Genomic DNA, 12,740 nt, shown 5'->3' with positions numbered 1-12,740 from the left:
CAATAGGATGGTTAGCACCCAGTTCGATTTGTGAAATCAAGGGTTAGCCGAGCGGCAACGCCAGCGCCTGCGCGCACAAGGCACGCGGGGCAGGGCGGTGGGAGACGAGGATCAGGCCGGTGCCGGTTGCCGCCAGCCACGCATCCAGGCGCGCGACCAGTTCCGCCTCGGTCGCCGGGTCGAGACCTTCGCTGGGCTCGTCCGCGACGAGCCAGGGCCGGTTCGCCAGCAGCGCGCGGGCGAGCGACAGGCGCTTCTGCTCGCCGCCCGACAGCGTTCCGCCCGCTTCGCCGATCGGGGTGTTCACGCCCTGCGGCATCGCGCGCACGCGATCGGCGAGGCACACCGTTTCGAGCGCGCCCCACATCGCGGTATCATCGACCCCCGGGCGGGCGAGGCGGAGATTGTCGCCGATGGTCCCGGCGATCAGCTGCGGCGATTGCGGGGCGAGTGCGAACTGGGACGCCAGGTTCGCGGCGGCAACCTCTGATACCGGGGTTCCGCCAACGGCGAGCGGGAGGGCCGCGGAACGCAGCCCGGCCAGCGTCTCGATCAGCGTGGTCTTGCCACTCCCCGACGGTCCCGTGATGACCAGCCGCGCGCCGGGTGCGACCGCGACCGCTCCGATGCGTAGCGACAGGGCGACGGCACCGGGCCGTGGGGCTGGCTCGGGCGCAATGTCGGCGAGGGTTGCGACGCGCTCCAGCCCCTCGGCCACCACCGCCTCACGCAGGGCGCTGCGCACCCGGACCGCCAGCGCCTCGCTCCCCGAAAATGCTGCGAGCGTCGCCAGCGCGGCGAGCGCCGGTCCGTGCTCCGCGAGCAACAGGACGACGACCGCCAGCACCGTGCTCCACAGCGCGACGGCACCGTTCAGCGCCGCCTCGCCCCGCGCGAGCGCGCGCTGTGCCGCGTCGAGCGCCGCGAGATCCCCGGCCAGCGCGGTCTCCACCCGATCCGCCAAGCCATACGCAATGATCTCCGGTCGGGCGGCCGCCAGCTCGACATAGCGGTCGCGTACCCGCCCGCGCGCTTGCGCTGCAGCGCGGGCGGGGCCTGTGCTCACCCGTCGTGCCAGAGTTGCGCCGCCCAACAGGCCGATCCCCGCCAGCACAACAAACGCTACCGCCGCGCGCCACCCCGACAGCGCGATACAAACGGTGGCAACCACTCCACCGAAGAGCGCACCGGGTAGCGCCGAGCGGCGGACGACCAGATCCTCGATCGCCGTGATATCGTCGATGAGGCGCGTGCTGGCTTCCCCGCTGGCAAGGTCCGGCACCTTGCGGGGATCGGCGGCGGCGAGCGTGCCGAACAACCGCGTGCGCAGCCCCGCCATCGCGGTCAGCGCCGCACCATGGCTGGTCAGTCGTTCGCCATAACGCGCGGCGGTGCGGGCAATGGCGAGGGCGCGGATCGCGGCGCTGGGCAGCAGATAGTTGAAGGCGGTGACGGCCGCCATGCCGCCTGCTCCGGCAATCGCTGCCCCGGTCAGAAACCAACCCGAAATGGCGAGCAGTGCGACCGATGCCGCCGCCGCGATGCCCGACAACAGCAACGGCCAGCCCAAGCCGACGCGACGCCCGATGCCCAGTTGTGCGGCGAGACGGTCCATCGCGCTCACAGCCGCACCTCCGCCTGCGCGCCGCCAGCCAACGCCATGTCATGCGTCGCGACAATGATCGCATGGGTCTTTGCCAGCTCAGCAAGCAGTGCCGCGATCTGCTGGGCGCTGGTCGCGTCCAGATCGGCGGTCGGTTCGTCGCAGAGCAGCAATGGTCGGCGGGAGAGCAACGCCCGCGCCAGGCCGATACGCCGCAACTCCCCGCCCGACAGTCCTGCCGCGCGATGGTCGAGCGGGAGGTCGAGACCGCCACGTGCGGCCAACAACGGGCCGAGCCCCACCTGGGCGCAAACTTCCAGAATGTCGTCGTCGCGCGTATAGGGGCGCGCAAGCGCGAGATTGTCGCGGAGGGTACCAGGCACCACCAACGGGCGCTGCGCCGCCCAGGCGATGTCGGTCGCGACGATGGCAGACACATCGCCTTCCGACGCGGCGACCTGTCCCGCACAGGCGGCGAGCACGCTGGTCTTGCCACTGCCGGTCGGACCGGTGAGCGCGACCATGCCGGTGGCGCCAAGGCGGAACGACACCGGCCCGATCCGCGCCCCGGGCCATGCGATGACCAGGTCCGTGACCTCAAGCCCCGCAAAGGCTGAATGCGCAGCAGGTGGTGCTGGCGGCGCGGCGCAGAGCGGATCGACCACCGCATGTGCTGCCTCCCCAAGCTGCTTTTCATGATACGCGGCTGCCAGGCGGCGCATCGGAAGATAGAATTCCGGGGCCAGCGCCAGCGCGAACAATGCCTCGCGAAAGGTCAGCGTTTCCGGAACCGGAAAAGGGAGGATGCCGAGCAAGCTGAACCCGCAATAGACCGCTACTAGTGCAACCGACAGCGCGGCAAAGAACTCAAGCACCGCGCTGGACAGGAACGCGATCCGCAGCACCGCCAGCGTGCGCGTCGCAACGCCTTGCGTCGCCGCGCCGATCTGCCGCGTGATGCGCTCGCCCGCGCCGAAATGGCGGATCATCGCCAGGCTGCGCAGCCGTTCGACGAACAGGTCGGACAGCTGCTCCAGCGCACGCAGCTGCGCATCGGCGGCGCGGCGCGCCATCGTGCCCGCCAGGATCATGCCGAGGATGAACGGGAGCAGCGTTCCAATCAGGATTGCCGCAGCGACCGGACTGGCCAACGCGACGCAGCCCGCGACCAGCAGCGGTCCCAGGGCCGCCGCCTGTCGCACGGGCAGGAACCGCGCGGCATGCGCCTCGATCCGGTCGACATGGTCGATGGCGATCGCCGCGCTCTCGCCGATCGGGATCGTTCGGGGCAGCGGTTCGCCGAGCAGGCGCCGATGCAGCTGCGCACGCACCGGTGCGACGCTGCGCTGCGCCTCCCGGATCGCGAGTGCCTGGGCGGCAAGGCCCGACAGCGCGCGGATCGCACCGCCGCCAACCATCGCGGCGATGCCGACAAGCGGCGTCAGTCCGTCGATCAGCGCCGCCACCGCCGCCGCAAGTCCCCAGGCAAAAACCGCCGCGCCACCAATGTCGAGCAGCCAGAACGCTCCGGCGCGACTGTTCTTTCGCATGGGTGGACCTTCTGTCCAATCGGGGGCCGGGTCGAGTCCGTACTATTCCCGATGTCGGCACGCCACCCCGCATCCTAGGGCGGCCCGGTACACGTCCCGGAAATGGGGGAAACAATGACGATAGACATGGCAGTTGTCGAATTGTCGCGGCTTCAGTTCGCGCTTACGGCAATGTATCACTTCCTGTTCGTGCCGCTGACGCTCGGGCTCGCCTTCATGCTTGTGATCATGGAGACGGTCTATGTGATCACCGACCGGCCGATCTGGCGCGATATCACGCGCTTTTGGGGGAAATTGTTCGGAATCAACTTCGTGCTCGGTGTCGCCACCGGCATCACGATGGAGTTCGAATTCGGCACCAACTGGGCCTATTATTCGCACTATGTCGGCGACGTGTTCGGCGCGCCGCTCGCGATCGAAGGGCTGATGGCCTTTTTCCTCGAAGCGACCTTTATCGGCCTGATGGTGTTCGGCTGGGACAAATTGTCCAAGCGCCAGCATCTGCTGACCACCTTCATGGTCGCGCTCGGCACGAACCTGTCCGCCGTCTGGATCCTTGTCGCCAATGGCTGGATGCAGAACCCGACGGGTTCGGCGTTCAACCCCGAAACGATGCGGATGGAGGTCGTCGACTTCATGGCGGTGGTGTTCAACCCCGTCGCGCAGGCCAAGTTCGTCCATACCGTCAGCGCCGGCTATGTCCTTGCCTCGGTCTTCGTGCTCGGCATCTCGTCCTGGTATCTGCTCAAGGGTCGCCACGTCGAATTCGCCAAGCGCAGCTTTGCGGTGGCGGCGGCGTTCGGCCTTGCCTCCTCGCTGTCGGTCGTCGTGCTCGGCGACGAGAGCGGCTACGCGCTCACCGACAACCAGAAGATGAAGCTCGCCGCGATCGAGGGTGCTTGGCACACCGATCCCGCGCCGGCCGGCCTGTCGATCTTCGGCATCCCGTCGAACGAGGGGCGCGAGACCAAGTACGAGGTCAAGATCCCCTATGTTCTCGGCCTCATCTCCACCCGCAGCCTGACCGGCGAGGTCGCCGGCATTACGCCACTGGTCGAACAGGCGCGCGTCCGGATCATCCGCGGCATCGACGCCTATGATGCGGTCGAAAAGCTCAAGGTCGACCGCACCAACCTTGCTGCGCGCGAGCAGTTCGAGCGGAACAAGGCCGATCTTGGCTATGCGATGCTGCTCAAGCGCTATGTCGCCGATCCGCGTCAGGCCGATGCCGCCGCGATCGACAAGGCTGCATGGTCGACCGTTCCGAACGTGCCGGTGCTGTTCTGGCTGTTCCGCGGCATGGCGGGGCTAGGCTTCTTCTTCATCGCCTTTTTCGGGGTCGCGCTCTACTATGCCAATACGCGCAAGTTCGACCGCAAATGGTTCCTGCGCACGGCGTTGTGGGTGATCCCGCTGCCTTGGGTCGCGATCCAGGCGGGTTGGTTGATCGCCGAGATCGGGCGTCAGCCCTGGGCGGTCGAAGGCGTGCTGCCGACCTTCCTCGCCGCATCCAGCCTGACCGTGGCGCAGGTGTGGACGACGATCATCGGCTTCACCCTGATCTATGGTGTGCTCGCAGTGATCGAGGTGCGGCTGATGCTCGGCGCGATCAAGCACGGCCCTGAGCATGGCGCTCCCGAAGCCGAGCCGATCGCCCCCGCCGGCGCCCCCAATCCCTTCCAGACCGTCGCGGCCGAATGAGCCGCGCGGGACAAGGAGACCAATCATGACCCTACCGCTCGATTACGAGACGCTCCGCGTCATCTGGTGGCTGCTTATGGGCGTGCTGCTGATCGGATTTGCCCTGACCGACGGGTTCGATCTCGGCGTGGCCTCACTCCTTCCATGGGTCGCCAAGACTGACGAAGAGCGCCGCATGGTGATCAACACCGTGGGCGCAACCTGGGAGGGGAACCAGGTGTGGTTCATCCTCGGCGGCGGCGCGATCTTTGCCGCATGGCCGTTCGTCTATGCGGTCAGCTTTTCCGGCTTCTACCTTGCGATGTTCCTGGTCCTCGCCGCGCTGATCCTGCGGCCGGTCGGGTTCAAGTACCGCTCGAAGCGGCCGGACCCGAAGTGGCGCTCACGCTGGGACTGGGCGCTGTTCGTCGGCGGGTTCGTGCCGGCTCTGGTGTTCGGCGTCGCGGTCGGCAATGTGCTCCTCGGGCTGCCCTTCCGCCTCGATAGCGACCTGCGCTCCTTCTACGATGGCACGCTGCTCGGCCTGTTCACGCCGTTCAGCCTGCTTGCCGGGCTGCTCTCGGTCGCGATGCTGGTGCTCCACGGTGCGGGCTGGCTGTCGCTGAAAGCGGAGCAGGGGCCGGTGCTCGACCGGGCGCGCACGATTGGTCAGTTTGCCGCGATTGCCGCAGTGGTGCTGTTCGTCGCTGGCGGCCTCTACGTCGCCTGGGGCGGCCTTGGCTTCCGCGTCGAAGGCGTGATCGACACCGCTGGTCCGTCCAACCCGCGCCTTGCCGGTGCGGTCGCGGCACCGGGTGCCTGGTTCGACAATTATGCGGCCTATCCGTGGATGATCGCCGCGCCGCTGATCGGCCTCGTCGGTCCGCTGGTGGCGCTGGCGGGGATCCGTGCGCGGCGCGACGTGCTGGTATTCACCGGCTCCTCGCTCGCCAATATCGGCATCATCGGAACGGTCGGCCTGTCGATGTTCCCGTTCATCCTGCCGAGCGCGATCGACCCGACCTCGAGCCTGACGGTGTGGAACGCATCGTCCAGCCACACGACGCTGTTCATCATGCTGGGCGTCACGCTCGTCTTCCTGCCGATCGTGCTGCTCTACACCGCATGGGTCTATCGCGTGCTGTTCGGGCGGGTGACCACCGAGCAGGTCCGCACCAACCCCGATTTCTACTGATCGAAAGGAAGCCGCCATGTGGTATTTCGCCTGGATCCTCGGCGTGACGCTTGCCGTCGCCGTCGCCGTGCTCAACGGCATCTGGCACGAGTTCCACTCGCCGCCATCGGAAGACCAGATTGTTGAGGGCTGACGTCCGGTGATCCACCGCTACCTCCCCGAACTCGCCGCCCGTGCGGTGCCGCGTTACACCAGCTACCCCACCGCCGCCGAGTTCGGACCGGCGGTGGGGGCCGGGGATCAGGCCGCCGCGCTCGAAGCGATTGCGCCGGGCGCTCCGGTATCGCTCTACCTCCACATCCCCTATTGCGAGCAGATCTGCTGGTATTGCGGGTGCAACACGGGGGCGGTGGGGCGACCGCAGCGGCTCGACGTGTATCGCGCCGCGATCGAGGCGGAGATCGCCACCGTCTCGGCACGGATGCGCGGGCGGGTGACGGCGGTGCATTTCGGGGGCGGTAGCCCCAATGCGCTCAGCCCAGAGGCGTTCGCGGAACTTTGCTGCACGCTGCGTCAGCGGTTCGACATCGCACCGGATGCGGACTGGGCAGCAGAAATCGACCCGCGCTTCTTCGGTCGCGCAGATGCCTATGCGTTCGCGCGGGCAGGGATCGGGCGGATCAGCGTCGGTGCGCAGACCTTTGCGCCGCTGGTGCAGGCGGCGATCGGGCGGATCCAGCCCTTTGCCAAGGTCGCCGCTGCGATTGCGGAAGCACGCAGCGCCGGGATCGGCCGAATCAACCTCGACCTGATGTATGGCCTTCCGGGTCAGACCCTCGACGACATCGCCGCGACCGTCGCCGCCGCACGGCGGCTCGGCCCCGATCGGGTCGCAATGTTCGGCTATGCCCATCTGCCCGCCATGCTTCCGCGCCAGCGGCGGATCGATGCTTCGAAGCTGCCGGGGGCAGAGGCGCGCTTCTGGCAGCGCGCGCTTGCCCATGATCTGTGGGTCGAGGCGGGCTTTGCGGCGATCGGCTTCGATCATTTCGCACAGCCCGATGACAGCCTGGCCGTCGCCGCACGGGCGGGGTCGCTGCGCCGCAATTTTCAGGGCTTCACCGATGACCGCGCCACGACGCTGATCGGGCTTGGCGCCTCGGCGATCAGCCAGTTCGATGGCGTGATCGTGCAGAATGAAAAGCATGTCGGACGCTATCGCATGACGGTGCTCGGCGGCGAGCTCGCCGGCACGCGCGGTGTCCGGCGTGACGCCCATGATGTCGCCGCTGGCAACGTCATTGAACGGCTGTTGTGCGATGGCCAGGTCGACGTCGCGGCAATTGCCGCTGCGCACGCGATGACGGCAGAGCAGCTCTGTCACGATCCGGCACTTCTCGACGATCTGGCGGGGCAGGGGGTGATCACGCGCGACGGCTGGTCACTCGCCATCACACCGCTCGGTGCGCCCTATGCCCGGCTCGCCGCCGCCGCGTTCGACCGTTATCGCGCGGTCAGTCGGGGGCAGTTCAGCGCGGCGGTCTGATCCGACTACGTATCACTCCGCATATGGGCGCTGCCCGGCGGGCCTTACCCTGCTCTCATGATTTGGGAGACGGGCCGTGAAGAATGTCGCCGTATTGATCCACGCCGATCCTGGACAAGAATCGCGGCTGCAGGCCGCGCTGGATGTGGTGCGCGGGCTCCATGGCCATCTGATCGCGGTGGACGTAACGGCAATGCCGCCGATCGCGGATGACCCGATGATCGGGCCGGGCAACCTTGCCGCGCATATCGCCGTGGAGCTGGACGTTCAGGATGACAACCGTGCACGGATGACGGCACGTCTGACGATGGAAGATGCGCCCTGGACGCTCGCCGAGTGCATGGGCGACGTCGCATCCTGCCTCGCCTCACACACCGCGCTGACCGATCTCGTCGTCATCAACACCGTATTCGACGGATTCCCCGGCGGCGAGATGGATGGAGTCGTGGCGGCGATGCTTCGACTGAGCCGTCCGGTGCTCGCAGTGCCCTGCGCAACGCGCGGCATCACGTTGAGCGGGACCGCGCTTGTTGCATGGGACGGATCCGATGAATCCGACGCCGCGCTGCGGGCAGCCGTGCCGCTGCTCGGCCTGGCGCGGGAAGTGCGGATCCTCAGCATCGACGGCGGGTCGCTCAAACATCCGCCCGAACTCGCCGCAAGCTATCTCTCGCGCCACGGCATCCGGCCCGAGATCATGGTTGTCCCGGCCGAACCCGGCCGCATCGGACAGCAGATCCTGGCGCAGGCGCTCAAGATCGAACCGGCGATGATCGTGATGGGCGGATTTGGTCATTCGCGCCTGATTGAAACGCTGTTCGGCGGGGTCACGCGCGACTTGCTGCATCACAGCCCCTATCCCGTGTTCCTCGCGCAATGACGGAGGTTAACCGATGACCCAGCCGCGCGACCCAGCGTCCTTGCGCCATCTGGTGGTGCTGGGGCATCCCGGCCTCGACAGCTTCAACCACGCAATCGTCCGCGCCTATCGTGAAGAGGTCGAGCGGCTGCATCAGATCGTCGAGGTCGACGATCTTTATGCGCGCAACTTCGACCCGTTGCTGCGGCGCGACGAGCTACCCGGGCCGGGATTCAAGCCACGCCCAGACGTCGCGACCTCGCTCGCCCAGATCGAGGCGGCGAGTGCGATCGTGCTGGTCTATCCGATCTGGTTCGGCATGCCGCCGGCGATGATCAAGGGCTATGTCGATCGCGTGCTCGGCGCTGATTTTTCGCCCGAGGAGCTGAAGGCGCATCTGCCGAGCCCGGCGCTGCGGGGCAAGCGGCTGATCATCTTCTCGACCTCTGCCGCGACGCGGCCTTGGTTGGAGGAGCGCGGACAGTGGCTCGCACTCAAACAGGCGTTCGATATCTACCTGACCCGCGCCTTCGGCCTGGCTGGCTGCCATCATGTCCATTTCGATGCGGTGGTGCCGGGGATGGATGCGCGGTTCGTCGCGGAGCATCTTGAGATCGTCCGACAGACCGCGCGCGAACGGGCGACGGTGCTGCGTTATGGCGATTTGCCGCCGAAATTGCTGCTCGAGCCGAACGTGTGAATTCGACAAGCGCACACAGAAAAAGGGCGGCGGTCCAACCGGATCGCCGCCCGTTTTCGTTCAGAAGCGGAAGCCGATCCCGACGCCCGCGACGATCGGATCGATACTGACCTGCGCGGTATTGATCGCCGCACCGGTGCGCAGCCGCGCCGTCGTGTCCATGTCGATATATTTGACGTCGAGATTCAGGAACATCTTCTCGTTGAGGTCGATGTCCACGCCGGCCTGCAAGGCATAGCCGAAGCTGTCATCCATCTCGACCGTCGTCGCACCGATGGCACCCACGAGCGCGTCGCTCGCCTTGGTCGAGTAGAAGATCGTGTAGTTGACGCCAGCGCCGACATAGGGGCGAACCTTCGCCTCGGGCGCGAAATGATATTGCAGCGTCAGCGTCGGCGGCAGCACCCAGGTGCTCGCCAGCTCATCAAAGCCCGACAGCGTGCCACGGCCCTGTGCGTCATGCTTGGTCGTTGCCAGGATCAATTCGGCACCGATATGGTCGGTGAACATATAGGTGAAATCGACTTCCGGCATCACGCTGTTGCTGACGCCGACCTCGCTTCCCGGAAAGCCGGGGGTGACCGGGCCGGAGCTTTCGGTCGGGGCGACCAGAATGGCGCGGCCGCGGACCAGGAAGTCGCCTTCCTTGGCGATGGCAGGTTGGACGCCGACCGCACAGGCCAGCGCGCCGATGACGACATGGGTGGTTTTCATGGGTAGTTCCCCGCTACGTTCTGCGCGAAGGATGCGCGGCGGCGGCATCGGATATTGCGGCGCGCGACTGCATTGGTAGTTTTCCCAATGGGTTTTGCCCGGATGCTGCGGGCATAGGCAGGAAATGATCATGAGCGGCGATATCGTTGAAAAACTTGCCGCGCGGTTCATCGCCAGCGACCTCGATCGGGCACAGTTCCTGGTCGATCCCGACGGTACGATCCGCAGCTGGAACCCCGGAGCACAGATTTTGCTCGGCTATGAGGCCGACGCGGCGGTCGGGCAGCCGATGGCGATGCTCTATTCTGCGGCCGATGCGGCGGCGGGCAAGCCACGCGACGATCTGGACCGCGCCGTCACCTATGGCCGCTATGCCGAGGAAGGGTGGCGGCAACGCCAGGATTCGACCGAATTTGCCGCCGACGCGCGCATTATCGCTTTGCGCAACGAGAGCGGGGCGCTGCTCGGCTTTGGCGGAACGATCGAGGATATTACCGATCGCAAGGCGGCGGCGGGCGCGGTGGCGCGCAGCGAACTGCATCTGCGCTCGATCCTTGCCACCGTTCCCGATGCGATGATCGTGATCGACGATCGCGGCCAGATCCTGTCGTTCAGCGCGGCGGCGGAGCGCCTCTTTGGCTATTCGGAATCCGAAGTTGTGGGCAAGAATATCGCGATGATGATGCCCGATGGGGACCGGCTGCGGCACGACGACTATATCGAGCATTATTGTCGCACGGGAGAGCGGCGGATCATCGGCATCGGGCGCATCGTCGTGGGCAAGCGGCGCGACGGCAGCGAGTTTCCGATGGAGCTGGCGGTCGGAGAGGCACGCAGTGCCGGGCACCGCATCTTCACCGGCTTCATCCGTGACCTTTCCGATCGCCAGCGCGCAGAGCTGCGCATGAAGGAGTTGCAGTCCGAACTGGTGCATGTGTCGCGCGTATCGGCGATGGGGACGATGGCATCGACGCTGGCACACGAGCTGAACCAGCCGCTGACCGCGATCGCAAATTACATGGAGGCGGCGCGCGACCTGATCGCGGCGGGCGACCCGGACCTCGAAATGCTGGACGAGGCGGTGACGGAATCGGCGACCGAAGCGCTGCGCGCGGGCAACATCGTCCGGCGGCTGCGCGAATTCGTCGCCCGCGGCGAGGTAGAGAAACGGGTCGAATCGCTGCCGCAGATGGTCGAGGAAGCGACGCGCCTCGCGATGACCGGCGCACGCGAGCGCGGGGTGAGGGGCCTCAAGGACCTCGACCCCGACGCGCGGCTCGCGCTGGTCGACCGGGTTCAGATCCAGCAGGTGCTGGTCAACCTCATCCGCAACGCGGTCGAAGCGCTGGAAGGCATGCCGGTGCGCGATGTCACCATCGCGACGCGCGTGCAGGGGGACGGGATGATCCGGGTGGAGGTCAGCGACACTGGCCCGGGCATCGACCCCGCGATCCGTCCCCGCCTGTTCGACGCGTTCAACACCAGCAAGCCCGATGGCCTGGGCCTAGGACTGTCGATCTGCCGCACGATCATCGAAGCGCATGGCGGACGGATCGACGCCGATTCCCGCCCCGGCGGCGGCACGACCCTGTGGTTCACTATTCCCAGTGCGGAGACCCAAGAATGAGCGAAAAGCCGCTGATCCACCTGATCGACGATGAGGACGCAGTGCGCCGCTCGGCCAGCTTCCTGCTCAAGACGTCGGGCTATGACGTGCGCGCCTATGCTTCGGGCGTGGCGTTTCTCAAGGAAGCGCGACATCCCGACCCCGGGTGCATTCTGCTCGACATCCGCATGCCGGAGATGGACGGGCTGGAGGTGCAGCGGGAGCTGAATGCCCGCGGCGTCGCGCTGCCGGTCATCGTGCTGACCGGCCATGGCGACGTCGCCACCGCCGTGACCGCGATGAAGCAGGGTGCGCTCGATTTCCTTGAAAAGCCGTTCGAAAAGGCTTTGCTGCTTGCCGCGCTTGATCGTGGTTTCGAGCGGCTGGATCGGGCGGGCAATGCCGAGGTGGAGGGGCAGGAAGCGGCGGTGCGCATCGCCGCACTGACGGCGCGGGAACGGGACGTGCTGCGGGGGCTGGTCGCGGGCAATCCCAACAAGACGATCGCCTATGACCTCGGCATCTCGCCCCGCACGGTCGAAGTGCACCGTGCCAATGTGATGACTAAGCTGGAGGTGCGCAGCCTGTCCGAAGCGCTGCGCATCGCCTTTGCGGCGGGCCTCGACGCCGACGACTAAGGATATTTCCGTAACGCGGGGGCCGGCGGTTTTCGGCACGATGGCACGCGATGGATCAGCGTACCACCATTCCCCCTGAGATCGACGCGCACGAGCCGGCGCTGTCCATCGCGCTGGTCGATCCGGACGATGGGTCGCGGCGCGCGTTGCATATGGTGCTGTCGGGGCAGCGGCATCGCGTCCGATCCTATGACAGCACGCATGCACTCGCCAGCGATGCAAAGGCGATCGAGGCCGACTGGCTGGTCATTTCGGTCCGCACCGAAGGCGACAGCCTCGCCGCGGTCGAACGCCTGCGCGCGCGCGGCTGGTGCGGCCGGTTGGCGGTGATCGCCGAACCCGGCGCGCTGCCCGAACGGGACGGGGCGATGATCGGCGCGCGCGACCTGATTTTCGCGCATCCCGTGGCCCCGCACGCCTGGCGGATCGGGTTGACGGCCTGAAAAGCGCCTGAAAAGCGGGGGCGTTCGCGCCACTTTTCCGCGATTCTGCACCATAATCGGCATCGCCCTTGCCCCCGGCACCCGCATTGCTATAGACGCGCCCGACCTGCGGTGTCCTGAATGCGGGCGTGGCGGAACTGGTAGACGCGCTGGTTTTAGGTACCAGTATCGCAAGATGTGGGGGTTCGAGTCCCTTCGCCCGCACCAGTTTCCGCCCGGCGCAAGGGGGACGCCGCGACTCCGATTCCACTTCCAGAGCAGGAAGC

The 12,740-nt window shown here is 66.8% G+C and carries 12 protein-coding genes and 1 tRNA gene; 10 read left to right on the top strand and 3 right to left on the bottom strand.

Going from position 1 to position 12,740, the window contains the following annotated elements; translation table 11 throughout:
• Positions 1–43: 43 nt before the first annotated feature.
• Together ACRYLO_RS06065 and ACRYLO_RS06060 are read right to left on the bottom strand one after the other, a co-directional pair.
• A complete protein-coding gene (locus ACRYLO_RS06065) occupies positions 44–1,615 on the bottom strand; it encodes an ATP-binding cassette domain-containing protein (protein ID WP_482659336.1) in 1,572 nt (523 codons plus the stop codon).
• Positions 1,616–1,620: 5 nt separating this feature from the next.
• Positions 1,621–3,153, bottom strand: a complete 1,533-nt coding sequence (locus tag ACRYLO_RS06060; RefSeq protein ID WP_482659335.1) for an ABC transporter ATP-binding protein/permease — start codon at positions 3,151–3,153, stop codon at positions 1,621–1,623.
• Between the two features lie 120 nt (positions 3,154–3,273).
• Here ACRYLO_RS06060 and ACRYLO_RS06055 point away from each other — a divergent pair, with 120 nt between their 5' ends.
• From ACRYLO_RS06055 to ACRYLO_RS06030, 6 genes are all read left to right on the top strand, one after another.
• Positions 3,274–4,854, top strand: coding sequence for a cytochrome ubiquinol oxidase subunit I (locus ACRYLO_RS06055; RefSeq protein WP_482661687.1), 1,581 nt, complete (start codon positions 3,274–3,276; stop codon positions 4,852–4,854).
• Positions 4,855–4,879: 25 nt separating this feature from the next.
• Positions 4,880–6,028, top strand: coding sequence for a cytochrome d ubiquinol oxidase subunit II (gene cydB, locus ACRYLO_RS06050; protein ID WP_482659334.1), 1,149 nt, complete (start codon positions 4,880–4,882; stop codon positions 6,026–6,028).
• Positions 6,029–6,044: 16 nt separating this feature from the next.
• The gene (cydX, locus tag ACRYLO_RS06045; protein ID WP_224920034.1) at positions 6,045–6,161 is read left to right on the top strand and encodes a cytochrome bd-I oxidase subunit CydX; all 117 of its coding nucleotides are present in this window, start codon (positions 6,045–6,047) and stop codon (positions 6,159–6,161) included.
• Positions 6,162–6,167: 6 nt separating this feature from the next.
• Positions 6,168–7,514: an oxygen-independent coproporphyrinogen III oxidase gene (gene hemN, locus ACRYLO_RS06040; protein WP_482659333.1), complete on the top strand. Its 1,347-nt coding sequence runs from the start codon at positions 6,168–6,170 to the stop codon at positions 7,512–7,514.
• A gap of 76 nt (positions 7,515–7,590) precedes the next feature.
• Complete coding sequence (locus ACRYLO_RS06035) at positions 7,591–8,394, top strand: universal stress protein (protein WP_482659332.1); 804 nt, start codon at positions 7,591–7,593, stop codon at positions 8,392–8,394.
• Positions 8,395–8,407: 13 nt separating this feature from the next.
• Positions 8,408–9,073 carry an NAD(P)H-dependent oxidoreductase gene (locus tag ACRYLO_RS06030; RefSeq protein ID WP_482659331.1) on the top strand — a complete coding sequence of 222 codons (666 nt, stop codon included), beginning with the start codon at positions 8,408–8,410 and terminating at the stop codon, positions 9,071–9,073.
• Between the two features lie 60 nt (positions 9,074–9,133).
• On the opposite strand, the gene ACRYLO_RS06025 is transcribed toward ACRYLO_RS06030, so the two are convergent.
• Complete coding sequence (locus tag ACRYLO_RS06025) at positions 9,134–9,787, bottom strand: OmpW/AlkL family protein (protein ID WP_482659330.1); 654 nt, start codon at positions 9,785–9,787, stop codon at positions 9,134–9,136.
• A gap of 130 nt (positions 9,788–9,917) precedes the next feature.
• Here ACRYLO_RS06025 and ACRYLO_RS06020 point away from each other — a divergent pair, with 130 nt between their 5' ends.
• The 4 genes from ACRYLO_RS06020 (at position 9,918) to ACRYLO_RS06005 (ending at position 12,681) form a co-directional block, all read left to right on the top strand.
• Positions 9,918–11,414: a PAS domain-containing sensor histidine kinase gene (locus ACRYLO_RS06020; protein WP_482659329.1), complete on the top strand. Its 1,497-nt coding sequence runs from the start codon at positions 9,918–9,920 to the stop codon at positions 11,412–11,414.
• Positions 11,411–12,031 carry a response regulator FixJ gene (gene fixJ / locus ACRYLO_RS06015; RefSeq protein WP_482659328.1) on the top strand — a complete coding sequence of 207 codons (621 nt, stop codon included), beginning with the start codon at positions 11,411–11,413 and terminating at the stop codon, positions 12,029–12,031. The genes ACRYLO_RS06020 and fixJ overlap by 4 nt, the downstream gene beginning before the upstream one ends.
• A 50-nt stretch (positions 12,032–12,081) precedes the next feature.
• Positions 12,082–12,474, top strand: a complete 393-nt coding sequence (locus tag ACRYLO_RS06010) for a response regulator transcription factor (protein WP_294016649.1) — start codon at positions 12,082–12,084, stop codon at positions 12,472–12,474.
• Between the two features lie 122 nt (positions 12,475–12,596).
• Positions 12,597–12,681 (top strand) — tRNA-Leu (locus tag ACRYLO_RS06005).
• The last annotated feature ends 59 nt before the right edge of the window (positions 12,682–12,740 follow it).

It is taken from the genome of Sphingomonas sp. SDUR79, from assembly GCF_056821745.1.
This window is presented reverse-complemented; position numbering and strand designations above follow the sequence as displayed.